The sequence below is a fragment of the Janthinobacterium sp. BCJ23 genome (genome assembly GCF_059617945.1).
Genome location: NZ_JCAQAW010000002.1, coordinates 926,694 through 950,864, shown reverse-complemented (window position 1 = coordinate 950,864; position 24,171 = coordinate 926,694). Strand labels below are relative to the sequence as shown.

At 64.8% G+C, this 24,171-nt stretch carries 19 protein-coding genes; 8 read left to right on the top strand and 11 right to left on the bottom strand.

Annotation, left to right across the window (positions count from 1 at the left end; all coding sequences use genetic code 11):
• The first annotated feature begins 92 nt into the window (after positions 1 to 92).
• Positions 93 to 1,508, top strand: coding sequence for a sensor histidine kinase (locus AC54AG_RS10260; RefSeq protein ID WP_072453148.1), 1,416 nt, complete (start codon positions 93 to 95; stop codon positions 1,506 to 1,508).
• 75 nt (positions 1,509 to 1,583) lie between these two features.
• On the opposite strand, the gene AC54AG_RS10255 is transcribed toward AC54AG_RS10260, so the two are convergent.
• Together AC54AG_RS10255 and AC54AG_RS10250 are read right to left on the bottom strand one after the other, a co-directional pair.
• Entirely contained in the window at positions 1,584 to 2,393 is an 810-nt protein-coding gene (locus tag AC54AG_RS10255; RefSeq protein WP_034751913.1) for a Crp/Fnr family transcriptional regulator, read from the bottom strand.
• Between the two features lie 225 nt (positions 2,394 to 2,618).
• Entirely contained in the window at positions 2,619 to 4,676 is a 2,058-nt protein-coding gene (locus AC54AG_RS10250; RefSeq protein ID WP_496630248.1) for a methyl-accepting chemotaxis protein, read from the bottom strand.
• A gap of 186 nt (positions 4,677 to 4,862) precedes the next feature.
• Between AC54AG_RS10250 and AC54AG_RS10245 the strand changes: the two genes are divergently transcribed.
• Positions 4,863 to 6,539: a peptide chain release factor 3 gene (locus tag AC54AG_RS10245; protein WP_034751986.1), complete on the top strand. Its 1,677-nt coding sequence runs from the start codon at positions 4,863 to 4,865 to the stop codon at positions 6,537 to 6,539.
• Between the two features lie 122 nt (positions 6,540 to 6,661).
• On the opposite strand, the gene AC54AG_RS10240 is transcribed toward AC54AG_RS10245, so the two are convergent.
• Positions 6,662 to 8,554: a putative bifunctional diguanylate cyclase/phosphodiesterase gene (locus AC54AG_RS10240; RefSeq protein ID WP_496630246.1), complete on the bottom strand. Its 1,893-nt coding sequence runs from the start codon at positions 8,552 to 8,554 to the stop codon at positions 6,662 to 6,664.
• A gap of 275 nt (positions 8,555 to 8,829) precedes the next feature.
• Complete coding sequence (locus AC54AG_RS10235; protein WP_496630245.1) at positions 8,830 to 8,958, bottom strand: hypothetical protein; 129 nt, start codon at positions 8,956 to 8,958, stop codon at positions 8,830 to 8,832.
• A 184-nt stretch (positions 8,959 to 9,142) separates the two neighbouring features.
• Between AC54AG_RS10235 and rnk the strand changes: the two genes are divergently transcribed.
• Positions 9,143 to 9,550 (top strand): nucleoside diphosphate kinase regulator, encoded by a 408-nt coding sequence (rnk, locus tag AC54AG_RS10230; RefSeq protein ID WP_162835757.1) that lies wholly within the window; start codon positions 9,143 to 9,145, stop codon positions 9,548 to 9,550.
• A 51-nt stretch (positions 9,551 to 9,601) separates the two neighbouring features.
• On the opposite strand, the gene AC54AG_RS10225 is transcribed toward rnk, so the two are convergent.
• The 3 genes from AC54AG_RS10225 to AC54AG_RS10215 form a co-directional block, all read right to left on the bottom strand.
• Positions 9,602 to 10,630 carry a transporter gene (locus AC54AG_RS10225; RefSeq protein ID WP_175560449.1) on the bottom strand — a complete coding sequence of 343 codons (1,029 nt, stop codon included), beginning with the start codon at positions 10,628 to 10,630 and terminating at the stop codon, positions 9,602 to 9,604.
• 235 nt (positions 10,631 to 10,865) lie between these two features.
• A complete protein-coding gene (locus AC54AG_RS10220) occupies positions 10,866 to 11,561 on the bottom strand; it encodes a YXWGXW repeat-containing protein (RefSeq protein ID WP_496630242.1) in 696 nt (231 codons plus the stop codon).
• 189 nt (positions 11,562 to 11,750) lie between these two features.
• Positions 11,751 to 11,987, bottom strand: coding sequence for a hypothetical protein (locus AC54AG_RS10215; protein ID WP_034751908.1), 237 nt, complete (start codon positions 11,985 to 11,987; stop codon positions 11,751 to 11,753).
• A 343-nt stretch (positions 11,988 to 12,330) separates the two neighbouring features.
• Between AC54AG_RS10215 and AC54AG_RS10210 the strand changes: the two genes are divergently transcribed.
• From AC54AG_RS10210 to AC54AG_RS10190, 5 genes are all read left to right on the top strand, one after another.
• Positions 12,331 to 14,649 (top strand): coiled-coil domain-containing protein, encoded by a 2,319-nt coding sequence (locus AC54AG_RS10210; RefSeq protein ID WP_496630240.1) that lies wholly within the window; start codon positions 12,331 to 12,333, stop codon positions 14,647 to 14,649.
• Positions 14,650 to 14,668: 19 nt separating this feature from the next.
• On the top strand, positions 14,669 to 16,981 hold the full coding sequence (locus AC54AG_RS10205; RefSeq protein ID WP_496630239.1) for an SUMF1/EgtB/PvdO family nonheme iron enzyme: 2,313 nt from the start codon (positions 14,669 to 14,671) through the stop codon (positions 16,979 to 16,981).
• Positions 16,982 to 17,043: 62 nt separating this feature from the next.
• Positions 17,044 to 17,763 carry an SIMPL domain-containing protein gene (locus tag AC54AG_RS10200; RefSeq protein ID WP_496630238.1) on the top strand — a complete coding sequence of 240 codons (720 nt, stop codon included), beginning with the start codon at positions 17,044 to 17,046 and terminating at the stop codon, positions 17,761 to 17,763.
• Between the two features lie 78 nt (positions 17,764 to 17,841).
• Positions 17,842 to 18,240, top strand: coding sequence for an OsmC family protein (locus tag AC54AG_RS10195; protein ID WP_230539349.1), 399 nt, complete (start codon positions 17,842 to 17,844; stop codon positions 18,238 to 18,240).
• On the top strand, positions 18,237 to 19,139 hold the full coding sequence (locus AC54AG_RS10190; protein ID WP_496630237.1) for a pirin family protein: 903 nt from the start codon (positions 18,237 to 18,239) through the stop codon (positions 19,137 to 19,139). The genes AC54AG_RS10195 and AC54AG_RS10190 overlap by 4 nt, the downstream gene beginning before the upstream one ends.
• 9 nt (positions 19,140 to 19,148) lie before the next feature.
• On the opposite strand, the gene AC54AG_RS10185 is transcribed toward AC54AG_RS10190, so the two are convergent.
• The 4 genes from AC54AG_RS10185 to AC54AG_RS10170 form a co-directional block, all read right to left on the bottom strand.
• The gene (locus tag AC54AG_RS10185) at positions 19,149 to 21,623 is read right to left on the bottom strand and encodes a TonB-dependent siderophore receptor (protein ID WP_496630236.1); all 2,475 of its coding nucleotides are present in this window, start codon (positions 21,621 to 21,623) and stop codon (positions 19,149 to 19,151) included.
• A 127-nt stretch (positions 21,624 to 21,750) separates the two neighbouring features.
• Positions 21,751 to 22,713 (bottom strand): FecR domain-containing protein, encoded by a 963-nt coding sequence (locus tag AC54AG_RS10180; RefSeq protein ID WP_496630234.1) that lies wholly within the window; start codon positions 22,711 to 22,713, stop codon positions 21,751 to 21,753.
• Positions 22,713 to 23,231: a sigma-70 family RNA polymerase sigma factor gene (locus AC54AG_RS10175; protein ID WP_496630232.1), complete on the bottom strand. Its 519-nt coding sequence runs from the start codon at positions 23,229 to 23,231 to the stop codon at positions 22,713 to 22,715. The genes AC54AG_RS10180 and AC54AG_RS10175 overlap by 1 nt, the downstream gene beginning before the upstream one ends.
• Positions 23,232 to 23,346: 115 nt before the next feature.
• Complete coding sequence (locus AC54AG_RS10170) at positions 23,347 to 23,940, bottom strand: metal-dependent hydrolase (protein WP_496630231.1); 594 nt, start codon at positions 23,938 to 23,940, stop codon at positions 23,347 to 23,349.
• Positions 23,941 to 24,171: the final 231 nt, after the last annotated feature.

The following is a 24,171-nucleotide window of genomic DNA, read 5'->3' as shown; positions in this document are numbered from 1 at the left end:
CTTGTGCAGTGCAGCAGTTTGTGGCGAGGACTATAATTGGCCGGCGCCGGCGCTCTCTCCCGCGCCGAACCTTGCTAAGGATGCACATCAGGATGTATTTCACCGCTGAACCGGCCCCGAATCACCGCCTGCCCCTGTACAAGACGATTCTGTGCGTGACGTGCGCCTTGTTGCTTGTACTTAATGGCTTCAGTCTTTATCACAACCTGCAGTCGCTGAAGGGCACGAATGCCTTGCTCAGCCAGAGCGCCCGTGTGGCCGACCGCCTGCAGTATTTGAATGTGCTCGTGCTCGATGCGGAAAGCAGCTTGCGCGGCTATTTCATTTCCGGCTCCGAAACCTATCTGGGGCCGTCGAAGACCGCCACCACCGAAATCGAAAACGAATTCAACGAGCTGCAAACCTTGCTCGCGGGCAGTCCCACCCAGCTGAAAAACCTGGGTCAGCTGAAAAGCTTGATCCGGCGCAAGATGTCGATGTTGCAACAGTCAATCGACGTCTACAAGCAGGGCGGGCTGGCCGAGATCGTCAACATTTCCCGTGTCACCGATGACCGCGCCACGATGGACGAGATCCGCCTGCAGGTGGTGATCATGACGCGCGAGCAGAATGAAGCGCTGTCGACCGGCAGCGCCGCCTTTTATCATGAGTATCAGAAAGCCGTGCTGCTCGGCATCGGCATCAATGCCCTGGCCATTCTCGTGTTGATCATGTTTTACCAGCTGGTGCGGCGCAGCTTCCAGAACCGCGCGGCCGTCGAGTATGCATTGCAAAATGCTAACGACACCCTGGAATCGACGGTCAGCAAGCGTACCGAGCAGTTATCCGTGCTGTCGCGTCATTTGATCAGCGTCAATGAAGTGGAAAAAGCGCGGCTGGCGCGTGAGCTGCACGATGAGCTGGGCGCCAACTTGACGTCGATCAGCATGGACTTGGGCGCCGTCACGCAGCAACTGGCGCACACGCAGCCGGAACTGGCGACGCAATTGCGCCGTGCCAAGGCGACCTTGCTGGAAACGGTGGAACTCAAGCGCCGCATCGTCGAGGATTTACGCCCGAGTCTGTTGGACAACCTGGGCCTGTGCGCCGCCATCGAAAGCTATTGCGAGGATTTTGCGCGCATGAGCTCGGTTCGTTGCGAAACGGACGTGGCCATCAATATCGACAACCGCGAGGCTACCCTGACGATTGCCCTGTTCCGTATCGTGCAAGAATCGCTGACGAATATCATGAAATATGCGCGTGCCGGCATGGTCAGCGTGACCTTGAAACGCAATGAACACGGCCTGGTGCTGCGCGTGATCGACGACGGCATCGGCATCACGGAAGCTGCGCTGCAAAAACCGATGTCGCACGGCTTGCTCGGTATGCGCGAACGGGCTTTGCTGCTGGGAGGTACTCTCACCGTGCGCCAGGGACCGGATGGCAAGGGGACATGCGTGGAAGCCGTGATTCCGCTGCCGCTGACGCCGGAGCCGGAAGACATCGACGCGGATATCGAAGCGTAATTTTCTTTGAGATAAAAAAATGGCCGGGCATGCAGCCCGGCCATTTTTTATTTATCTTGCATGATCAGCAGCGCATCAGCAGCGTGATACGTCGCGCAGCAAGCGGTCGTATTCCGTCTTGGCCACTTTGTAGCACTCACCCGCATAGCATTCCAGGCCGGCGCGGTCCAGCACCGTGATATTGCCGCGGCGATAGTGGATCAAGCCTTCTTCCTGCAGCTTGCCGGCAGCGGCCGTGATGCTTTCGCGGCGCACGCCCAGCATGATCGAGATCAGCTCTTGCGTGACTTTCAATTCATTCGATGGCGAACGGTCCAGGCGGTCCAGCAGCCAGCGGCACAGCTTTTGTTCGATCGAGCTGTGGCGGCCGCCGACGGCGTTCTGCGCCATTTGCGCAAACAGGGCGTTGGTGTAGCGCATCAGCAACTGGGGCAGGGCGCCGCCTTGATTGAACGCGTCGCGCAGGCTTTGCGTTTTCAGGCGGTAGCCGTAACCGGCGCTTTGCACGACAGCCGTGCACATGGCGCGCTCGCCTGCCAGCAGCGAGGCACCGGCCACGCCTTCATGGCCGACGACGGCGATTTCCGTCGTGGCGCCATCTTCCATCACATACAGCAGCGAAATGATGGCGGTGGTGGGGAAGTAGCTGTATTCCAGGTTGTTGCCGTAGGCATACAATTCCTTGCCGAACGGCAGTTCCACCAGTTCCAGATCTTCGAACAGCGATTCGAGCGCGGCGCGCGGCAGGGCGGCCAGCAATTCATTCTGTTGGGCACTGCTGAGGCTAACCCGCGACGCAAGCTTGATTTCCCGTCCGGCCGCCGGCATGGCGCGCGGCAGCAACTGGTTCTTCTGGACCGGGGTGCTAAGTTGAGTTTGGTTCATAGTATTCCTCACAGGCTTTTTACATCGGAGTGCGACTGCCGCGTTGCTGGTCAAAGAAGCTACCGTGCTCATGTGATAACGGCGTTTTGTTCGACCGCGCGGTGCAGATCGCGATGTAGCTACTTTAAAAGCTTATGTAAGTGGCGAACATAAGATTAGCAGTCGCCACTTTGTAGTCTCATTTGAGGTGGAATTGTAGTCCTTGTCCTACGTTCACACTTTTGACTAGCTAGCCTTGCGCCGTTCTGCGCGATTTTGTGATATGACGCGCGGTTTATTGGCGCTCCACAGGCCGGCCGGACGCACGCTGGGCAAGCCGTCGCGCACGGCTGCGGCCGGCGCCTGGCGCGGGTTTGGCGCCTCGTGCTCGCCCAGGCGGAAGCGGCTGACGGCCTGCGTCAGCGCTTCGCCTTCCTGGTGCAGGCGCTGCGAACCGGCGCGCGCCTCGTCGACCAGGCCCGCGTTCTGGCGCGTCATGTCGTCGATTTGCGCCAGCGCCTGGTTGATGCGGGCGATCTCGCCATTCTGCTCGGCGCCGGCGCTGCTGATGCGTCCGATGACCACGGCCACCTGCTGCACCGCATCGACCACTTGCCGCATGGTGTCGCCGGCCGCATTGACGAGGTCGCCGCCCGCATCCACGGTGGCGACGGAATCGCCGATCAGGCGCTTGATTTCCAGCGCCGCCTCGTTCGAGCGCTGCGCCAGGCTGCGCACTTCGGAGGCGACGACGGCAAAGCCGCGTCCCTGCTCGCCGGCTCTAGCCGCTTCCACGGCCGCGTTCAGGGCCAGGATATTCGTCTGGAAGGCGATGCCGTTGATGACGCCGATGATGTCGACGATCTTGTGCGAGCTGGCCTTGATCGAGGCCATGGTGTCGACCACGGCGCCCACGGTCTGGCCGCCACGCAGGGCCACGTCGGCCGCCGTCGCCACCAAGGTGCGCCCCTGTCCTACGTGCGCCTCGTTGCGGCCCACAGTGGCCGTCAGCTCGCGCATCGAGTCCACGGTGGCGCCCAGCGCATCGGCCTGCGTGGCCGTGTGGCCGGACAGGGCGGCGTTGCCCTGGGCGATATCGGCGCCGGCCGCCGCGATGACGGCCGCACCGCCGCGGATTTCTTGCACCAGGGTGGCCAGGCCGTGCGTCATGGCGCCGAAGTCGCGCACCAGGTCGCCGATCTCGTCGTGCGCCTGCGAGGTGATGCGCTGCGACAGGTCGCCCGCCGCCGCCGCGCCGACGGCCACGCGCAATTGCGTCACGTCGCGCGCGAACGCGGCATAAAAGCCCGCGCACAGGTAGGCGGCGGCCAGCAGCACCAGCAGCATGGCAGCCAGGATCAGGGCGCGTCGCGCCTCGTCGCGGGCGATGCGTTGCGCCAGCAAATCGTCCAGGGCGCCGGCGGAAGTGCCGGAGAGCGCCTGCAGGGCGTCGATCGCCTGCATGCCGGCCGCATGGAATTGCGCGCCCGACGTCTGGTCGTAGGAATTCGTCACTTCGTTTTTCGTGCGTTCGAGGAAGGCCAGCGCGGCTGGCACGGCTTTCAGGGCCGGCTGCACGCTGGCGCGCAGTTCCGGCCGGCTGGTGAGGATTTCGTCGAAGCGGGCCGGCAGGCGCTCCAGTTCGTGGCGTGCGATCAGCGCGTTGGCGTTGACGAGCTGATCTTCATTCGCCTCGAACAGGCCCGTGTCGATGTAGGCGGCGCCGCGCCCGGCGATGTCGGACAGGCTTTCGGCCAGGTCGGGCAGGGTGGCGGTGAAGACGGCGCTCAGGTGGTTGGCGCCCGCGTCCGGGTCCAGGCTCAGGTGCGAACGGTCGGCCACCAGCTGGCCCAGTTTTGCCGCCTGGCGCAGCAGCGCCGTATGCGCCGCGTAGCTGTCGCGCGCCGCGAGACCGGCCTGGCGGCCCAGCAGGGCTTGCCACTGTTTCGTCAGCTCGGCCGCCTGCGGCAGCCCGGCGCCGGCAGGCAGGCGTGCCAGGGCCGCCAGCGCGGCCGTGATGCGTGTGTTCAGGGCCGTGTTGTCCATGCCCGCCTTGCCGCTCAGGCGCAAATGTTCGAGGCCGCGCCGCTGCTGCAGCAGGCGTGTGCCTTCCTGCAGCTGGCGCACATAGGCCACGCCCCGCTGCGCATCCTGCGCCTGGGCCAGCGATTTGCCCAGCTCCGAGATCAGCAGGGTGGTCGCCAGCGCCAACGGCAGCAGGAAGACCAGGCAGACAAGCATGAATTTGGGCAGCAGGCGCAAGCGCTGCATGAGTCGGATGGCGGGGGTGAGGAAGATTTTCATCGGGTTTCCAGGGTAGGGTGACAACATTTCTGCAGTGCAATGTTGCCTGCGGATTGTGACCCCTTGATGAAGTGCGCCCTGATGCGGTCATTTTTGCCGTTCGCCAGAGTGAAGCAGTTCACACGGAAGGCCGATCCTTCTGTAAAATCGAGGGTTTTTTGCGAGGGCCATATTATGGTCACCAATATGGCCAACGAGAACGACATCAACACCCCCGATTCCAGCGACAACGCGGACAGCGCAGCAGCGCCAGCGAGCAGCAAGGCGCCGGCCGTGATCGCGCGCGAAGTGCAGCGCCGCCGTACCTTCGGCATCATTTCCCACCCCGATGCGGGTAAGACCACGCTGACGGAAAAACTGCTGCTGTTCTCGGGCGCGATCCAGATGGCCGGTACCGTCAAGGCGCGTAAATCGGGCCGCCACGCGACGTCGGACTGGATGGAGATCGAAAAGCAGCGCGGCATTTCCGTCGCGTCCTCGGTGATGCAGTTCGAATTCCGCGACCACGTCGTCAACCTGCTCGACACCCCCGGCCACCAGGACTTCTCGGAAGATACCTACCGCGTGCTGACGGCGGTCGACTCGGCGCTGATGGTGATCGATGCGGCCAAGGGCGTGGAAGCGCAGACGATCAAGCTGCTGGCTGTGTGCCGCATGCGCAATACGCCGATCGTCACCTTCATGAACAAGATGGACCGCGAGACGCGCGATCCGCTGGACCTGCTCGACGAACTCGAATCCGTGCTGAAGATCCAGTGCGCGCCCGTCACCTGGCCTATCGGCATGGGCAAGAACTTCCGCGGCGTGTACCACCTGCTGAACGACGAGATCATGCTGTTCAAGGCCGGCGAAGAAAAGGCCGACGGCGCCTTCGAAATCATCAAGGGCATCGACAACCCGCGCCTGCAGGAGATGTTCCCGCTCGAGATGGACCAGTTGCGCATGGAAGTGGAACTGGTCCATGGCGCATCGAACCCGTTCAACCTGGAGGAATTCCTCTCTGGCGTGCAGACGCCCGTGTTCTTCGGTTCGGCCATCAACAACTTCGGCGTGCGCGAGATCCTGTCCGCGCTGGTCGACTGGGCGCCGGCGCCGCGCGAGCGCGATGCGACCGTGCGTTCGGTGGCCCCGTCCGAGCAGCCATTTACCGGTTTCGTCTTCAAGATCCAGGCGAACATGGACCCGGCCCACCGCGACCGCATCGCCTTCTTGCGCGTGTGCTCGGGACGTTTCGAGCGCGGCATGAAGGTCAAGCATTTGCGCCTGGGGCGCGAGATCAAGGTGTCGAACGTGGTGACCTTCATGGCTTCCTCGCGCGAACAGGTGGAAGAGGCGTACGCGGGCGACATCATCGGCTTGCCGAACCACGGCAACATGCAGATCGGCGATAGTTTTTCCGAAGGCGAGATGCTGACCTTTACGGGCATCCCGTATTTCGCGCCGGACTTCTTCCGCTCCGTGCGCATCCGTAATCCGCTGAAGATCAAGCAGCTGCACAAGGGCTTGCAGCAGCTGGGCGAAGAGGGCGCGGTGCAAGTCTTCAAACCGGTGCAGGGCGGCGAACTGGTACTGGGCGCCGTCGGCGTGCTGCAGTTCGAAGTGGTGGCCAGCCGTCTGCTCAACGAGTATGGCGTCGATGCCGTGTTCGAAGGCACGAGCATCAGCAGCGCGCGCTGGGTCAGCTGCGACGACAAGCGCATCCTGCAGGATTTCGAAAACGCGCTGGGCCACAACGTGGCCTACGATGCGGCCGGCAACATGGCCTACCTGGCCACGTCGGGCGTCAACCTGCGCTTGACGGAAGAGCGCTGGCCGAAGCTGAAATTCCACGCGACGCGCGAGCATTCGGCGAAATTGGCTTGATGTAGCGTGGTGATGTCGGGTTACGCGCTTTGCGCTAACCCGACCTACGCCGACCTACCTGTTCATGGCGTAGGTCGGATTAGGCCAACGGCCGTAATCCGACAACCATCGTTGGCGGTAACTCAAGCCGGCAAGATCGTGCGCGTGCTCCAGTCGCGCCGCTCCAGCAGCAATGCCGTCAGCTGCGCCGCCGTCATCGGGCGCGCGAAGAAGAAGCCCTGCACGTTGTCGCAGCCCGCTGTCCGCAAAAACTCCACCTGCCGCAAGGTCTCTACCCCTTCGGCCACCACTTTCAGATGCAGGCTGTGCGCCATGGCGATGATGGCCGTGACGATGGCTTCGCCCTCGCCGGGCAGGTCGTGCACGAAGCTGCGGTCGATCTTCAATTGGTCGATCGGCAGGCGTTTCAGGTAGGACATCGACGAATAGCCGGTGCCGAAATCGTCGATCGACAGGTGGATGCCCGTCTCCTGCAGGCGCCGCATCAATTCCACGTTGGCGTGGATATTGTCCATCAAGACCCCTTCCGTGATTTCCAGCTCCAGCAAGCCATGCGGCAGCTGCGTTTCGTGCAGGATGGCGCGGATGTCGTCCATCAGTCCCGGATCGCGCGCCTGGCAGGCCGACAGGTTGACGGCCACGTGCTCGAGCGAATCGAGCAGGCCCGCCTTGCACCAGAGGGCCGCCTGGCGGCAGGCGCTTTGCAGCACCCAGCGTCCCAGGTCGACGATGATGCCGCTTTCCTCGGCCACGGGGATGAATTCGGCGGGGCTCAGCTGGCCCATCTCGCGGCAATTCCAGCGTATCAGCGCTTCCACGCCGACGATGCGCCCGCTGCGCAAGTCGATCTGCGGCTGGTAATGCAGATACAGTTCCTCGTTTTGCAGCGCGCGGCGCAGGTTCGCTTCCATGCGCAGGCGGCGCTGGGCGCGCATTTCCATTTCGGCCTTGAACACGGCGTAGCGGTTCTTGCCCTGGTGCTTGGCGTGGTACATGGCCGTATCGGCATTGCGCGTCAGGGTGGCCACGTCCTGCGCGTCGAACGGATACAGGCTCACGCCGATGCTGGCGCTGACATACAGCTGGTGGCCTTCGAGGTCGAACGGCGCGGCCAGCACGGCGAGGATCTTGCGCGCCACGCTGGCCATTTCCGAGGCGTCGTCGGCCGGTTCGACGATGACGACGAATTCATCGCCGCCGATGCGGCAGATGATGTCGGTGCCGCGCAGGATGGCCACCAGGCGCTCGGCGACGAGCTTGAGCAGCTGGTCGCCGCAATGGTGGCCCAGCGTATCGTTGACTACCTTGAAGTTGTCCAGGTCCAGCAGCAGCAGGCCCACGCTGCTGTCCTGGCGGTCGGCGCGCGCCAGCGCGTAGGCCAGGGCGTCGTTGAATTCATGGCGGTTCGGCAGCTGCGTGACGGAGTCCACGTGGGCCAGGTAGTGCAAATGGTTTTCCGCATGCTGGGCGGCGGTGCGCGTGCGGCGCACCATCAGGAACGTCAGGCCGAACGCGCACAGGCAGACAAACACGGTGAAGGCGGCAAATTGCGCCAGGCTCGTATACAGCGGCGCCAGGCTGGCGCGCAGGTAGAGCGCGCCGCCGCCGGGCAGGGCCTTCAATATCGCGGCGCTGCCGTCCAGGTAATCGAGGTGCAGGCCGTTGCGCGGCGCCGCCGGCACGGCGTCGTTGCCGCTGCGCGCGTAGCGGGCAAACGGTGTGCCATAGGGGCTGTAGAGCAGGGCTTGCCGGACATGCGGGGCGGCGGCGAGGGGAGCGAGCAGTTGTTGCGCTGCAAGACGATTGTCCTCGCGCATGGCCTGGGCGGCGGCGGGTGCCAGCATGTCTGCCTGGATGTGCAGGTTGCGCTGGAAGGATGCCTGAAGGGAAAACAATTGAAAGAGGGTCAACAGCAGGCTGGCCGTGGCCAGCATGGCCGCCGCGGCCAGCAAGTTCAGCCGGGCTATCCGGTCGCCGCGCAATTGCACGGACGGCAGTATCAATGGCGTCATCATGACGCTTCTTCCTGCCGGCCCCGCTTGCCGCCGCCCCGTGTGATCGCGCCTCGCCCTGCCATACTTTACGTTCCAGTCTGATGAAAACCGAAGTGAGCCGGAACTCTCAACGTGTTGCCAAGTGTTGCTAAGGCCGACATATTGTCATTTTGCAGCGTGAAAGTACAGGGCGTGCGGCAATTTATATCCATGCGGCACACCGGTGGCAGCAGGCAAGGCGACAAGACAGGCGGAAAAGGAGGACGTGTCTTTCTAATAATAATTCATGCTGAATTTTAAACCTTTTTTTGCCCGCCGTTTTTTTCTCTTAAAACAATGCTGATGGTAAACAAAATACCAGCAAGAATAACTTCAATGCACCCGGCCATCGCGGCACGGATAAACTTTTTGACTATATCAGCCATTGCAAGTCATTGATTTTTATAAATTTTAATGAAGAATGCGCGAACGCTATGGCCTTGCTCCGCGAGTTCGTCCATAATCCGCTGATGATGGACGTCCTGATGCTGTTTGTTTTGTCTGCCGCGGCCAAGTCAGCAGCCGCCAGTAAAGCCGGACGTCGCCCTGATGATCAATAGTGAGGATATCTTGGAAAAAAAACCAAAAATTATTTTGTCGTCACAAGACCTGGAACGACTGGAAGCGTTGTTGTATGCCTTGGGTAATAACTTATCGCCGGACAAGGCCGCCTTGCTCGATGAGCTGGGCCGCGCCGAGGTGCTCGAGCCGCAAGAAATTCCCCCGACCGTCGTGACGATGAATTCCACCGTGCGCTTCACGGTGGAAAACAAGGAGGAATTCTGCCTGACGCTCGTGTATCCGAAGGACGTGGAAGGCCAGGCCGACCGTATTTCCGTACTGGCGCCCGTCGGCAGCGCGCTGCTGGGCCTGTCCGTGGGCGACAGCATCGCCTGGCCCATGCCGGGCGGCGTAGTCAAAGTCAAGATCGAGGAAATCGTTTACCAGCCTGAACGGGCCGGCGAATACCACCGATAAGCAGTGACGGCGGACGGCGCCTGCCGTTCGCCTGCCAGGCCGTGCCGGGACTTAACTGTTTCGCTGCACGCGCACCACCAGCCATCCCGCCACGACCGTAAACGTGACGATGATGGCGACGATGATCCAGAAGCCCTGCGGATGCTGGGCCAGCGGAATACCCCCCACATTCATGCCCAGCATGCCGGCGATGATATTGATCGGCAAGGCCAGCACGGTGACGATGGTCAGCACGAACAGGCTGCGGCTGTTTTCCTCGTTGACGCTGGCGGCGATCTCTTCCTGCAGCAGCTTGATGCGTTCTTGTAAGGACGACATATCGCTGAGCACCACCGAAAACTCCTCCGTCGACTGGCGCAGTTCCAGGCTGTCGAGCTCCGACACCCACGATGGCGGGCGTTGCAGCAGGCGGAACAGGGCGGCCGGTTCCGGCGCCAGCAGGCGCTGCAGCCGCACCAGCACGCGCCGCATGGCGCCAAGGTCTTCGCGTTTCGGCACCAGGCGCCCCGCCAGCAAGTGATCCTCGATATCGTCGACCCGCGCCACGGCGTCGCGTACGATGTTGACCAGTACGTCCGCCTGGTCGCGCAGCAGATGGATCAGCAATTCCACCGACGAGCGTATCGGCTCGTGATTCTTGATGACGGCCTGGCGCAGGCGCTCGATCGACTGCAGCGGTGCGCGGCGCGCCGTGATGACGAGGTTTTGCGCCACGCTGGCCCACATGGTGGAAATGTCGGACGCCTCGAACGAGAAGTTGTGCACCACATCGTTGACCACGGCGATCAGGGTGTTTTCCGCCTGTTCGATGCGCGTGGAACGGGAACCCTGGTGCAGGGTTTCATAGAATTCGTCGGCCAGCTGCGTATGCGTCATCAGCCATTTTTCGCTGGCCGCATGCGACAAATTGAAATGCAGCCAGACGAATTCCTGCGCCGGGCGCGCCGCGCCATCGGCCAGCCAGGCCAGTGCCGCCGTCGAGTCGAGCGCCAGTGGCTGCCCGTCGCGGCCAAACAAGAAGCCCCAGACCAGGCCCGAGGTGTCCGAGCCGTAGGTAAAACCGGCAGTTTCCATCGCCATCGTGAATCTTTCTCGTGCAGTGTGATTGATCGTCGCGCGATGTTAATACACGGATGTGTCGGGAAAATGACAAGGCCACCGCGATGGGTGGCCTTGGTAGGTAACTTTCGCAGTAACGCTTGATAGAACCGTCGCGAGCGGCGGTGATTTGTGGCCGAGAAGCGCAACCGTGCTAAAGCACGGTGAGCATCGCAGGCCGCAAAGCGCGACGCGCAGCAGGTTATATCAGGTGTTACTAGTTGCGATGCGGATTATCGGGGCGGCGGTCGTCGCGGTTTGGGACCCCGTCGCCATCGCGGTCGTGGCGGTTGCCATTGTCGCGGTCATAGCGGTTGGGGATGCCATCGCGGTCGCGGTCGCCGTTCGGACCGCGCGACCAGCGGCCTTGCTCCATCTGCCAGCGGCCGTCGCGCTGGTTCCAGGCGGGCGGCGCATACACGTAGCCGCGGCGTTCGGCGATCCATACACCTGGCGTCCAGGCGTAGCGCTGGCCGCGCCATTCCCAGTGGCCGGGCGCCCAGACGTAGCCGTGGCGCGCGCGCGGGATGGCTTCGCGGCGCGGTGGCGGCGGTGCGATGCGGATATCGTCATAGCGCACGGGCTGCACTTGCGCGGCGACCCAGCCGCCACGGTCCAGGCGCCAGCGGTTGTTCTCCTGTATCCAGGCGGCGCGGCGGTACTGGTTGCCGCCCCGTTCGCGCAGCCATTCGCCGCCGGTCCAGACGTGGCGCTGGCCATCCCAGTTCCAGTAGCCTGGCGCCCAGACATAGCCGGCGCGCGGCGCTGGCGCGCTTTCAAACCGTGGCGGAGGCGGGGCGTCACCGATGACAATGCTGACGCCGAGCTGATTTTGTGCCATCGCTTGCGCAGGCAGGAAGGCCGCGGTGCTGATGGCAAGCATGGCTGCTGCGTAGAGTGTGATGGGTTTCATGATGTGCTCCATTTCGGTGATTGCTTGAAATGGACTATAGGCGCTTGCAGGCGGGCAGATCGCCTTTGATTCAACTTATTACAATTGACACAATGCTGGGTGTCCGTGTATCCGTGGCAGATACAAATGGCGGCCTGGCGCGGCGGTATTCAAACTGGCGCCAGGCGGCGTGGTGTCAGCATAGTTGGCTCACAGGGTGCTGGCGGTGGCGTTGCCCAGCAAGGCTTGCCGTTCTTCGATCAGCGAGATTTTCTTTTCCTGTTCCGTCAGGCGCTTGGCGCTGACCACCACGACGGGGATGGCGTTCGCTTGCGCAGCAGCGGCGGTTTGTGCGGCCTGTGGCTGGTTGAAGCTGGCATAGCTGGCGCCGCAGGCGATGGCGACGGCGACGGTAAAGATGGCTTCCATGTTTTTCAGGGTTTTCATGATCGTTCCTTTCGGGTGGCGGGTGGGTATGCATGCACTGTAGCCATGCGCGGGCCGGCGCGCCATGCGCATGCGACCAGCCGTGGTTTTGGCGGGATGGCCTGCAAAAAAACGGCGCTGAAATGCCTGCGCGCGGCGCGGGCAGGCGACGGCTTGAATTGAGGCCTAATTAGCCCTGTATCCGCGCATATGAATGCAATTGCCCTATGGCATTATCTGATGCTGCGCACGGCCGTGCCCATGCTGTGCCCATGCCGTGCGCGGCAAGTGAGGCCCGGCTATCCTGCTAGAATCGGCATGGCAGCCGTGTTGCGCACACCATTATTCTCATCAGGAGTCACACATGTTCCAATTGTTTGGTTTTGGCGGCGCCCGTTGCCCGCGCTGCGAGCACAAGAACGGCGCCGCCGCCGGCTATTGCGCGCAATGCGGCTTGTCGCTGGGCGCCCCCGACAGCGACGCGGTGCTGCATGCCAATCAATGGCATCTTGCTGATGGGCAACTGGCCCTGTTCTTTGGCGTGCGCGAACTGTCCTCGCTGTTCGGCAGCGCCGCGCGCCGCCTGCAGGTGCCGGCCGAGTCGCGCGCCTGGATCGTGCAATCGGACGCTTTCACCTTGATACCGGCTGGCGATTACGACAGCGCCGCCTTCTTTGCGCGCCTGCCCGCGCTGCTGCCGGCGCGCCCGGCAGAAGTGCTGATCGCGCGCGCCGACGCCGTCAGCCTGGAATTCGACTTGCCGGCCCTGGCCAGCACGGAACTGCTGAACGTCGCCGCGTCCTTGCGTGTCGACATCGCGCTGGGCCAGCCCGATGCTTTCGCGCGCCAGTTCATGCGCGCACCGGGCGCCGTCACGCGCGCCCATTTGCACGCCTTGCTGCTGCCGTCCGTGCGCCAGATCGCGCTGGAATTCATCGGTAGCCGCGCGCTGCGCGAGATGGACGCGAACGCCGACTTGCGGCCCGAATTGAACGAGCGCCTGCAATCGGCGCTGACGCAGCGCCTGGCGCCCAGCGGCCTGGCCGTGGCGCGCGTGGAAACGCTGAGCCTGCGGCACGACAAGCGCGAGGGCGGCGGCGATGCGGCCATCGGCACCTTGTGGCTGGGCGGCGTGCCGGCGCAGGAACTGGAGCAGCATAGCCTGGAGCGCATGAAACAGCTCGACCAGTTGTATGACGAGGAAGAGTGGCAGCGCATCCGCCGCGAGGAACTGGCGGCGCGCCATACGCACCGCCGCGCCGAACTGCGGCAGGATGCGGCGGTGGAAAAGGCGGAGCTGAACCATCAGGAAGCGGAGCGCCTGCAAGCGTTGCGCGGGCGCCAGATCGACCTGTATGGCCGCATCCTGGAAGCGAAATCGCGGCGCCAGGCGCTCGACCATGGCGCCGCGCTGGCGCTGGGCGAGCTGGAACAGGAACTGGCGCAGAAGGGTGCGCAGCGGGCCGATGAAGCGGCCAACTGGGAACACGTGCGGGCGCTGGCCGCCATCAAGATGCGCAGCGAGTTGGAACTGTCGCAGCTGCACGGGCGCGAGCAGATCCAGCTGGCGCAGCAGCGCTTTACGCATCAAGTCCATTTGCAGTCGATCGCGCAGCAAGTGGAAAGCGCGCTGCTGATCGACGATGAGACGGGCCGCCGCACGCAGCTGGCGCGCCTGCGCCAGGCGGAAGCGGATGCGGCCCAGCGCGAGGCGCAGCTGGAGGCGGAGCAGCACCAGGCCGCGTGGCAGGGGCTGATGCTGGCGAATGCGGCGCGCAAGCGCGAAGCGGAGCGGGTGCAGGAGTGGGAAGACCAGATGCAGCTGGCGCGCCAGCGCGAATTGCTGCGCGCCGAAGCGCACAAGGATGAAGCGGCCCAGGTGCAGGCGGCGGAAATCGCGGAAAAAGTGGCGGCGCTGCGGCGCGGCGGCGCGCGCGAAGACGCCATCGCGCAGCAGGAAAAGCTGCTGCGCACCATCGAGGCCGACGGCGTGCACGCGCGCCAGTTGCAGCAGCAAACGCAGCTGGCGCAGCTCGACGCGCTGGCCATCGAGGAACAGCGCCAGCAGCTGCGCCAGCTGGAACAGGAAGCACAATGGCAGCGCGACTTGCTGGCCATGGCGCAGCAGCGCGAAAGCGATTACGCGCGCTGGAAAGGCGAATATGAAGCCCTGCTGGCGCAACAGGCGCATGCGGCCGAACTGGCGCGCATCGACATCGACCGCATCGAGAAAATCGGTTCGCTGAGCGACACGGGCAAGGTGGCCATGGCCGCCGGGCAGAACGCGGCCGTGCTGGCGCAAGTGCTGAAAACGCAGCTGCAAGCGGGCATGAGCGCCGAGCAGATCCACGCGCTGGCGGCGCTGGCGGCGGCCGAGAACAGCGTCGCGCCGCTGGACGCCATGCGCATGGCGCAGGACAGCGTGGCGCAGGAGCGCAGCTATCTGGAAGGCCAGGCGGAACGCGAACGGCGCCAGCAGCTCGACCTGATCAACCTGCAGAACGCGGCGCACGCGCATGGCCTGTCGGCGCAGGCGCAGCTGGGCGTGGCCGTGGCGCAGGCGCTGCAGCCGGGCGCCGCCGCAGCAGCAGCGCCGGTCCGCTGCAAGAACGGCCACGCGCAGCGCGCGGGCCATCCGGAAGATAAATTCTGCGCCGTCTGCGGCGTCGCCTTGCAGCCTTGATGGAAGCGTTTCACCTCAGATGATGCAAAAAGCACGAGACAAACTGCGGGAACTGCGCGCCCTCCACGACGACGGGCTGCTCAGCGAGCAGGAATTTGAACGCCGCAAGAACGCCATCCTCGACGCCGAATACGCGCCGCCCGGCGCCGCGCCTGTGTCGGCGCCGCTGCCCGTACGCCAGGGCACGGAGCTGGGCTTCATGACGGGCCAGGAAATCGGCCCGCAAAACCGCCGCTACCGGCTCGAGCGGCTGATCGGCACGGGCGGCATGGGACAGGTGTGGCAAGCGACCGACCTGGCCACGCACGCAGAGCTGGGCAGCAGCGAAATGGTGGCGCTGAAGATCTTGCCGCCGCAGCTGACGCAAAGCGCCACACACGCCAAGCTGCTGATCGAGGAAGCGACCCAGGCGCGCAAACTCGCGCATGAAAACATCGTCCGCGTCTACGAGTGGGCGCAGGACCCGGCCACGGCCAGCTATTTCATCATCATGGAATGCCTCGATGGCGAAGACCTCGAGCACTATCTGGCGCGCGAGGGCGCGCTGCCCCTGTCCACCGTGCAGGAATTGCTGCAGCCGGTGGCCGACGCCCTGTCGTATGCGTGGGAAAAGCACAAGCTCGTGCACCGCGACATCAAGCCGGGCAATGTCTTCCTGACGGCGAAGGGCGACGTCAAGCTGCTCGACTACGGCATCGCATCGCGCGTGCGCAATGCGGACAGCAGCCTGGCGGTGGACATGCCGAATGCGGGCACGCACGGCTACCGGGCGCCCGAGGCCGGCGCCAACCAGCGCCAGCCCAGCCCGCGCCTGGACGTGTATGCCGTGGCCGTGATGATCTATCAGATGCTCGAAGGGCGCATGCCGTTCGATGACACGCGCAGCGCCAGCCATTTGCCGTCCGCGCCGCAAGCGCTCAACGCGCAGCAGTGGCAAGTGCTGCAGAACGGTTTTTCGCTGACGCCGGAATTGCGGCCCCAATCCGTGCAAGCCTTGCTGGAAAACCTGGAGCGCGCTGCCGGACCGTCGGCCGAAGAACTGGCGGAACAGGCGCGCCAGCAGCAGGTGCGCGCGGCGCAGCAACAACGGGAAGCGGCGCTGGCCGCCGAACAGGCCCGCGAGGCAGCGCTCAAGGAGGCGCGCGTGCGCCAGGAAGAACTGGACCAGCGCCGCAAGGCCGAGATCCAGGCCGCCGCGCTGGAAAAGCAGCGGCAGGACAAGCTGCGCCGCGAGCAGGAGGCGCAGCGCCATTTCGAAGCGGAAGAGGCGCGCAAGCTGCGCAAGGAAGCGCTGCGCGGCCAGTTGCGCGCGCGCCGCGAAGCCGATGCGGCCACCGCCTTGCAGGAGCACCAGGAATTGCAGCGCAAGGCCATCGTCGCCAAGGCGGAGGCGGCCTATCGCGCCGAGCAGGAACGCGCGCGCAAGGAACAGGCCAGCCGTGCCGCGGCAGCAGCTGTCCCTGCGCCGCCATCCGCGCCGGCGCCGGAAGCCGAGCACGTGGAACCGGTGCCCAATGCGGAAGGCGTCTTGCGCGACGATTTCCTCGACGGTTCGGGACAGGGGCCGGAACTGGTACTGATTCCCAGCGGCCGCTTCCAGATGGGCGCGCACGAGACGGAACACAAGGCCGCCATCCAGGCCGGCTCGCAGCAGACGTGGCTTGAGCGCGAAATGCCGCAGCACTGGGTCGGCATCGAGCGCCCGTTCGCGCTGGCGCGGCACCCCGTCAGCGTGGGCGAATGGCGCGCCTTCGTCAAGGCGACCGGCTGGGCGGGCGGATCGGAAACGGATTGGGACAATCCCGGCTTCGTGCAGAACGACCAGCACCCGGTGGTGGGCGTGAGCTGGAATGACGCGCAGCTGTACCTGGCGTGGATGAGCGAGCGCACGGGCCGCCACTACCGCCTGCCCAGCGAAGCGGAATGGGAATACGCATGCCGCGCCGGCACGCGCACGGCCTTCAACGTGGGCGACACGATCAGCACCGAGCAAGCCAACTACGACGGCCTGTATGTCTACAACGGCGGCCCGCGCGGCGTGTACCGGGGCGGCACGACGCCGCTGGGCACTTTCGCGCCGAATTCCTGGGGCCTGTTCGACATGCATGGCAATGTGTGGGAATGGGTGCAGGACGTCGTGCACGACAATTATGAAGGCGCGCCAGTCGATGGCAGCGCGTGGGAAGAGGGCAGCGACAGCAGCCGGCGCATCCTGCGCGGCGGTTCGTGGCTGTACCACCCGCGCTATTTGCGTTCTGCCCTGCGCAACGGCTTTTCCACCGTGCTGTCGAACGATATCGTGGGCTTCCGCGTGGCGCGCACGCTCGACTAATCCATTGTTATATTGCTCATCTTGACGGATACTTCATGCACCTTAACCGTGCTGGAGTGTCCGTGTTCAAACGCCGCCTGCTGTCCATCGTGTTCGCCTGCCTGCCCATCTCCGCCCTGGCCGGCGATTTGCCTTCCTACCCCTTCATCCACGCGACGGGCACGGCCTACAGCTTCGTCACGCCGGACCTGGGCGAGATCGACTTCGACGTCAGTGCCTTCGACCCGGCGCCGGACATGGCCACGGCGCTGGTGAAGACGCGCATCACGGAAATCAGGGCGCTGCTGGTGGAGCAGGGTTTGCCGGAAGCGGCCGCCGGCATCGAGGTGCGCGACGTGCGCAAGGAAATCCGCAAGGGCGCGGAACAGGACCCGGCCAATCCGCAGTACCAGATCAAGGCGAGCGTGCATATCAACGTGGCCGATTTGTCGAAATGGCCCGCCGTCATGGGCCCGCTGCTGGCCATGCCCAACCTCGATGCGTTTGCCGTCACCTTCGGCGCCACGCAGCGCATCCGCCTGGAAGAGGAACTGATGGGCGAAGCCGTCAAGGATGCGCAGCGCAAGGCCGACGCCATGGCGCGCGGCTTCGGCAAGCGCGTGGGCGCCGTGGCCGGCATCTCGTCGGACCAGCTGAAAAACCTGGGCAATGCGGTGGGCCTGGTGCCGTCCGACCGCTACCAGCGCGCCAACAGCCGCCAGCGGCAAAATCCCGACGACATGCTGATGGTCACCGTCCTCAAGATGGGGCAGACGGTCGATGCCGTGTTCCGTATCAAATGACCAGGTAGCAGGGCAGCGGGCTGCGCCAAGCGGCCAAACGGTGTAAATTGTGGCTTTCCAAACGCACCAAGGAACGCCATGACCATCAAAGCCATCCGCGACCAGTCGCAAGCCATGCGCCACATCGTGCACGTGCGCGATCACATCATTTCCGCCGACGCCTCGGTGGAGGAGGGTGGCGGTGACGCCGGCCCTTCGCCGCACGACCTGTACGACGCGGCCCTGTCGGCCTGCAAGGCGCTCACCGTCGTCTGGTACGCCCGGCACAAGGGCATCCCGCTCGAGCACGTGGAAGTGTCGACCGAGCGCGATGCCAGCGAAGAGCGCAAGGGCGTGTACCGCCTGGCGGCCACCCTGCACCTGACGGGCGAGCTGACGGATGCGCAGCGCCAGGAATTGCTGGCCGTGGCCGGCAAATGCCCGATCCACAAGCTGATGACGGCCGTCACCACGGAAATCACGACGGTGCTGGCATGAGCGCGGCCATCCTGAAAAGCCACGAAAAGGACCTGGGCGGCGGCTTCGTCGTGCGGCGTCTGTTGCCGTCCGCGGCCAAGCAGGCCGTCGGCCCTTTCATTTTCTTCGACCATTTCGGCCCCATCGACGTGGCCCCCGACGCCAATCACGACGTGCGCCCCCATCCGCATATCGGCCTGGCCACCGTCACCTATCTGTTCGAAGGCGCGATCGACCACCGCGACAGCATCGGCTCGTACCAGCGCATCGAACCGGGCGCCATCAACTGGATGACGGCCGGGCGCGGCATCGTGCATTCGGAACGCACGCCGCACGACCTGGCCGGCCAGCCGCACCGCACGCACGGCTTGCAGCTGTGGGCCGCGCTGCCCAAGGCGCACGAAGAGGACGAACCGAGTTTCATGCACACGCCGCAAGCCGACATTCCCATCGTGCCGCTCGATGGCGCCGTGGTGAAGGTGTTGATCGGCACGGCCTTTGGCCAGACCTCGCCCGTGCGCACCTATATGCAAACGGTGTACCTGGACGTGGCGCTGCAGGCGGGGCGCGAGTTGCGCCTGGAAGGCTTGCCGCCGGAGGCGGCGATTTATCCGGTCAGCGGGGACGTGCTGGTCGATGGCGTGGCGCTCGTGCCGCACACCATGGCCTTGCTGGAAGCGGGCGCCGTGCAAGCGGGCACGGTGCCTGTCGTAACGGCAGGCGGCGGTCCGGTGCAGTTTGTCGTCATCGGCGGCGAACCGCTGGACGGCCACCGCTTCCTGTTCTGGAATTTCGTCTCGTCGAGCAAGGAGCGATTGTCGCAGGCGGCCGACGACTGGACCGCCCAGCGCATGGGACAAGTGCCGGGCGAGACGGAATTCATTCCGTTGCCGAAGGCGCCATTGCGTCCTCCGGCATAAGCGTTTCGTCTAGAACCGCGCGCGCAAGGTCAGTTGCGCCTTGCGCGGCTCGCCATAGAAATTGCCCCATGCAGGCGCGCCCACCGTCTGGTAGTAGCGCTTGTCGAGCAAGTTCGTCACGGACAGCGACGCCGTCCAGTTGCGGTCGATCTGGTAGGCGCCGCGCGCGCTGAACAAGGCATACGCGCCTTGCGCCACCGTGACGTTCTGCGTCACGCGCGAGCTCTCCGTCTGGAAGTTCACGCCGCCGCCCACGCTCCACTTCTGCAAGGCGCCGGGCAGGCGGTAGTCGCTCCACGCGCGCAGCATGTGGCGCGGCGAGTAGGTGCTGGCGAACATCACGCCCGCATTCGACGTCTGTTCCAGGTACTTGAAGTTATTCAGGGTGTAGCCGGCGAACAGCTGCCAGCCCGGCGCCACTTCGCCGCTGATTTCCGCGTCGAGGCCTTCGCTGCGCACCTTGCCCGCCGAGAAATAGCATTCGGTGCCGCTGGAGCAGGTGTTGACCAGGTCCAGCTCCGCGCGGTTGCGCTGCTCGATGCGGAACAGCGCCAGCGAGGTGTTCACCTTGCCGTCGAACAGTTCACCCTTGACGCCCACTTCCAGGTTGCGCCCCTTGAGCGGGTCGAGCAGGGCGCCTTCGGCCGTGCGCTGGTTTTGCGGCTGGAAGATGTCGGACACGCTGGCGTAGCCGGACCAGCGCTTGTCGAACGCGTAGATCACGCCGCCATACGGCGTGACGACGCCGTTTTCGCGGTACGGGTCGATGTATACCTCGCCCGTGTCGCGGTACACGCTGCTCCATTTGTAATTCGATACGCGCGCGCCGGCCACCACGGTGAGCGGATCGCTGACGCTGAAGCGGGCCACGCCATAGGCGCCCGTCTGCGTCATTTTCGTCAAGCTGGGATCGCCGCGGTAGCTGTTCTCGCGGAACCAGGCGTCGCTCGGTTCGGCCACGCCGTGATTGGGCCGCAGCGGGTTGTTCGGCTGCTGCAGCAAGGCCAGGCTGAAATCGCTGTCGCTTTCCAGGCGGTTCGTGTTGATGCCGGCGCTGAAGCCGTGGCGGCGGCCGAAAGCGTTGAATTTGCCGTCGAGCGACAGGTCGAGTCCCTTGTTGGTGCTGCCGTAGTCGAACACGCCGCCATACATCATCATGCCGGCCATGGTGGCGGGATTGATCGCGCCCTGGCTGAACATGTATTTCACGTCATGCCGCTCGCGCGTGTAGTTGGCGCTGGCCTTGAGCGACCAGTCGGCGTCGAAGCGGTGCTCGAATTCGGCGAAGACGGCCGTCTGCTTGCTATTCCAGCGGTTCCAGTCGGCGCCGAGGAAGGTTTCGCGCGGCAGTTTCGGGTCGCTGCCATCGCGGTAGCGGGCCATGCCGGAAAAGAACGGCGTCGAATGCAGTTTCTCGTAGCTGGCGCCCGTCGTCAGCTTGCTGCCCGGGGCCAGGTCGAATTCCAGCACGCCGTACAGCACGTCGGTGCGGCTGTCGGCCACGTCATAGAAATAATCGCGCTGCTCGTGCGCGGCCACGGCGCGGCCGCGGATGCTGCCCGATGCGTTCAGCGGACCGGTGACGTCGACCTCGCCGCGCACGTCGTTCCAGCGGCCTGCGCTCAGCGCCAGCTGCACCTGCTTTTCCGCCAGCGGGCGCTTGCGCACCATGTTGATGGCGGCGCCCGGCGAGCCCGTGCCCTGCAGCAAGCCGGTGGCGCCGCGCACGATTTCCACGCGGTCCAGCACGGCCGTGTTGCTGGTAAAGCTGTTCGCCTGCGGGTAGTACATGGCGCGGTTCACGCCATCAAACTGGTAAGTGTCGACCATGAAGCCGCGCGAATACACATAGCGCCCGCCCATGGGGCTGTCGTACATGGTGATGCCGGTGGTGTTGGCCAGCACGGCGTCGATGGTGTTGAGGTTCTGGTCGTCCATTTTCTGGCGCGTGACGACGCTGACGGATTGCGGAATTTCGCGCAGGGTTTGCACGCCCTTGCCGACAGTGACGGCGCGCGCCGCATACGAGTTGCTGTGTTCACTGACGGGGTCGCGCTCCATGCTGGCGCTGACCGTCACGGGCGCCATGGTCTTTTCCACGCCGGCCGCCGCTGCGGACGATGGCGCCCCCTGGCGCAGCACGTAGGCGCCGTTTGGCAGTTGCATGGCTTCCAGGCCGCTGCCGGCCAGCACCTGGGCAAAGCCCTGGGCTACGCCAAAGCTGCCGCGCACGCCGGGCGAGCGCAGGCCCCGCGTCTGCGCCGGGTCGGTCGACAGGCTGACGCCGGCGGCCACGGCAAAATCGTTAAGGGCGGTGGCCAGCGGGCCGGCTGGTACGGCAAACGCTTGGGCGGTGGCGGCCTGGCCTTGCGCCAGCGCGGGTGCGGCGATAAAGGCGGCGGCGGGGGCGGCGCAAGCCATGGCGAGGACGGCCAGGCGGATGGCGCGCGCGGCGGGATGGAGGACGGGGGTGGTCAGCTGCATGCTCGGTCTTTCTGCTCTAAGGGATAAGAATTGGCGTGTGAATCGGCTACGTGAATTGGCTACTTATCTAGGAAGCCGAAGCAGCGCAGCGAAACACCAACCCCTGGCGCAAAAAAACTGAAAATAATTATGTGGCCCGGGCCGACACCGTGGCCCAGTAGCGCGTGAAATACGTCACTTGCAGTCCGTGCGAGGCGCACAGGCTTTCCAGCACGGCGTCGATATCGTCGAGCCGGTAAGTGCCCGTGACGGGACGCCGCGCCACGGACGCGTCGCACGCGAGGCGCCCGCGCCGGTAGCGCGCCAGCTCCTGCACCAGTTGCTGCAGGGGCCAGTCGGCGGCCACCAGCATGCCGCGCAGCCAGCTGTCCTGGTGCGCGGGCATGGCCAGTACGTCCTCCGAGCCGCTTGCGCTGAAACGCAGCTGCTGGCCCGCTTCCAGGCGGCGCACGGCGTCCGGGCGCGCCGCGCAGCGCACTTCCACGGCGTGTTCGTAGACGCTGACCGTGCTGCCCTGCGCATCGCAGCGCACGCCGAAGCGCGTACCGAGCGCGCGGATCACGCCGTGCGGCGTGTCGACGAGGAAGGGACGGGCATCGGAGGCCGTCGTGATCATGATTTCGCCATGGTGCAGGCGGATGCGGCGGTGCGTGGCGCCGTAAGCGACATCGAGCGCGCTATCAGTGTTCATTTCCATGCGCCCGCCATCGGCCAGGGTCACGTGGCGGCGCTGGCCCGGCGCCGTGCGCAAAGACGCCGTCAGGGCTTGCCATGGGGCGGATTGCAGGCCCGCCTGGCCCAGCGCGATGCCGCCGCCGGCCGCCACCAGCATGGCCAGCACTTTCGCGGCGGCGCGCCGGCGCTGCTGCGCCGCCTGCAGGGCAGGCATCGCCAGCGCCGCCGGTATCGCGCCCAGCTGGCCGTCCATGCGCCGCAGCAGATCCCAGGCCCGTTCATGCTCGGCACTGGCGTCGCGCCATGCCTGCAGCGCGGCCGGGTCGGCGCCGCCGCACTGGAGTTCCACATGCCAGTGGGCGGCGGCGGCCAGCACCTTGCGGGCGATGGGAGTGGACGAGGATGCGCCGAACATCAGTTAGCCGCCAGCATCAGGCATTCCGTGTAGGCGCGCACCAGGTGCTTTTTCACGGTGGGCAGGGACACGCCGAGCCGCCGGCTGATGTCGACATAGCTGAGCTCCTCGATTTGCGCCAGCAGGAAGATGTCCCGCGTGCGCGCACCCAGGCGGTCGAGCAGGCGGTCGATGGCGAGCAGGGTTTCGATGATGATGGCATGCGTTTCGGCGCTGATCGATATCGGCTCGGTTTGCTGCGCCAGCGCTTCCAGGTAGGCCTGTTCCAGCGCCTGGCGCCGGTAGCGGTCGATCAGCAAGCCGCGCGCGATGGTGGCCAGGTAGCCGCGCGGTTCGCGCAGCGGTGCCAGCGGTGTCACCTCGCGCTTGCCCAGCAGGCGCAAGAACGTGTCCTGTGCCAGGTCGGCCGCCTCGGCGCGGTTGCCCAGCTTGCCGCGCAGCCAGCCATACAGCCAGCCGTGATGCTCGCTGTACAGGGTCCTCAGGTGATTGGCATGGGTGGGACTGACGGTACTCACTGCGTTCTCCAGGCAAGGGAAGAGCTGGGCTGACGGAACGCGGGGTGCCGGCTGGCTGGGCTGTTTGAGAATGATACTCATTATCACATTGCCATGCGGCCCCCGTCAATCGGCGTCAGCCACCGAGACGCCAGCGCTCCTGCCACTGTTGCAGATCCGCCCAGGCTTGCTGCAGGGCAGCGCCGGACCAGTGCAGCAGGCTGTCCAGCGCCAGCACGCTGCGCTGCCAGTGGATGCCGTCAAAAAACACGTGGTCGGCCACGATGGTGGCGGCTAGCCAGGCGGCGATGATGACGATAATGTCGTGGCGTCCGCTTTTCCACCAGCGCAGCGAGTGGCGGCGGAAAATCCACGGCACGCCCAGCGGATTGGGCCAGTCCGCCAGCAGATGCATGATGCCGCCGGCCGCAAAGCCGAACAGGGGCGGCGCCCACAGGTGGTACGGCAATTGCAGATACGTGTAGACGAGCAGGGCGATCCAGGCCAGGCCCCAGTGCGTCCAGGTGCGGTGCGTGATCCACAGCTTGTGCGTGCGCGCCCACCAGGCCACTTCCAGCCAGTCCGGCGCCGTGCCGCCCAGCGCTCCCATGACAAAGGCGAGCACGCTCAGCACTTGATAGGGACCACCGGCGCCAGCGTGCGCGACCAGGGCCGCAGCGATCACGCCGGCAGCCCAACCGGTCGCATGATGCGCTTTGTTGGAAGCCATAGAAAATGTAAAACGCCATGCGCGGCGTTGTATGAAATGCAGGGGATATTAACTGGATGAATATACAGTATGCAAGGGCGTGGAGGGGTGTTATTTGCAGAATATCTGCTGATAATTTGTTAAATTGTGTGTCGGGATGGCTTGGTCAGCGGACTCGGCAAGCCATGCCGTCCCGTCAATTGTGTTGTGCGGCTGATAATGTAATTGGCGCAGGGCGCGCTATGCTGAAAG